Annotated in this window: 2 protein-coding genes; both read right to left on the bottom strand. The window is 36.1% G+C overall.

Annotated elements, in window-relative coordinates:
- A partial coding sequence (locus JL102_RS23355) for a hypothetical protein (RefSeq protein WP_317191665.1) occupies positions 1 to 1,969 on the bottom strand: 1,969 nt, incomplete at its 3' end.
- Positions 1,970 to 2,084: 115 nt separating this feature from the next.
- A partial coding sequence (locus tag JL102_RS24210; protein ID WP_202243313.1) for a T9SS type A sorting domain-containing protein occupies positions 2,085 to 2,200 on the bottom strand: 116 nt, incomplete at its 5' end.

The following is a 2,200-nucleotide window of genomic DNA, read 5'->3' on the forward strand; positions in this document are numbered from 1 at the left end:
TGCTTCCTTTTTGGGCTACATCCATAGATACACTAAGAGTAACCAGACCTTGGGTTATAGGATTAGGATAGGCTTTCAAAGCTGAAACGTCATTAGAAGACTCATCCTCTTCATTAGGCAAAGTATTGAAAAAGTCTGCATTAAATAAGTTAGCACCAGATACTGTAGCGACTCTGGCATTAGTAAGGGTAGCTTTAGCTTGCTCCACTGCTGCACGGTTTATAATGATACCATCAACATCAAAACCATCAGCGCTACCATCAAATGCACTTCGGTCTGAGGCATCAGTTATGCGGATGTATTTGGCGTACTTCATACCACTATCTACCGCTGGCTTTATATCAAGGAAAGAGGTTCTGCAATAGGAATTAGGTAAGCTGTACCATTCCTTACCATCTGCTGAAACTTCTACATAAGCCTGCTCAGGATAGTAAGTATTACCGTTTGAAAAACACATTTGATCTGCTCTTCCATAGCTAGTTTCCACCAAGATCATATCAGGTTCTGCAGAGCCGTCATCAAATACTTTGCTAGCCAGCTCTAGAGTAATGCTACCGCCAAATCCAAGTGAAACGAAATTAAGACGATTGTTTTCCTGTGGATTACCAATCACGTTTCCTGAATAACTTCTATCCGATGAAATCTTCATGCCGTTATTCTTTTTACCTTGATTGAATTCAACCACTTTGGTTACTCCTAAAGGGCTTTTATATAATTCTATTACCCCTTCAGGAGATCTTGCAATGAACATTAGATATCCATCATAAATACCCAATACGTCAGTGACATTATTTAGACTCAAATTTTTTTGATCTAAAATTTTGTGACTACCTGCAACTGTTCCGTCTGTAGTCCAAAGAGCAGTATTGTTACCTGCATTTCTAAAGTAAAACAACTGGTCACCAGATTGATACAACGAGGTTAAACCAGAGAGGCCAGGTATCTTTTCAAATTTTTGAGTAGAAGGATCATAACTTGTACCATTATTGAGATAGAGCTTACTATCACCTCCTAGCATATCATAGTCCTTAAATAAGAAAGGTTTTGTTCCGGCAGCTGTACCGTCTGTCTGCCATATACCTTTAAAATAAGTGCCATATTCAGAATCATCGTTCAGGTCTTTCAGCTTAAAGAATAATTTACTGCCGGCACCTGTGTGCTCATAGCTCAGCAAATCATCTGCAAGAGCTGTTATCTTTTCATATCCATTTTCCTTAAGCTTCCAAATTTCAGTATTATAATGCCCCCAGTCTGAATAGGTATCATTCAAAATGGTAGGAAAATAATAGACATCAGATTCTATGCTTCCAAAGTAATCTAAAGAATAGACGTAATTAAGGTTCGGCACTTCAGTAACCACTCGCAAGCCATTTTCTGAATAGCTATATACCTTATAATCTCCATCACCTTCTCTACCTTGCAAAAACACCTGATCATTAAAATGAAAATATTGCCCCGAAAAGCTATACCAAACACCGTAATCGGTGATATTTCCATTTTTATCAAATGATAGTAAAGGACTAAACGTTTCCGCTAAAATTTCATCGCCTCCACTAATAAGCCTATATACATAATCGTCATCATCAAGCACTACATGCTCAGTTGCCGAAAAAGGCTTACCGTTGGATTTAAATATTATATTTCCTGATCCATTAAAACCACTTTCGAAATATATATCATTCCCTATCGAAACAAGATTATCTCCACTCATTTGTTCAATTACATAGGTTCCTTGCTCACTACCGTCAGTTCTAATAATATTTTCATTAAACCCATTGGCAGGGTCATTCAAAACATAGAAACTAAAGTAAAGCGCTTCATCAGTTTTAGTAACTTTTAATGATTGTTCAGAATAATCAGTTATTCTCGGAAGCAATCCTTCTTTCACTACAGAAATCTGGGCATAGGCTAAGGGTGATACCAGAGCTAGTATAAAGCTCAATAGTATGGGTAAAGACATTCTTTTCATGGCCAACTTTTTTTTTTAAAATGTGTTTTATAGTTTAAAATTTAATTTGATTAATAATTGAAAGAAAACACTTTAAAACTGAGCTTAAACCCAACTTTAAAGTGTCTAATAAAATCTACGGAATAATAACTTTGGTATTTTCTGTTTTGTTTTCAGTCTTTAGCTGAATGAGATAAGTTCCTGATTTTATAGCACTGAGATCAAATTCTACATTGTTTTGACCTTCTACTA

Origin of the sequence: Fulvivirga sediminis (assembly GCF_016757215.1) — a bacterium.
GTDB classification, from domain to species: Bacteria; Bacteroidota; Bacteroidia; order Cytophagales; family Cyclobacteriaceae; genus Fulvivirga; species Fulvivirga sediminis.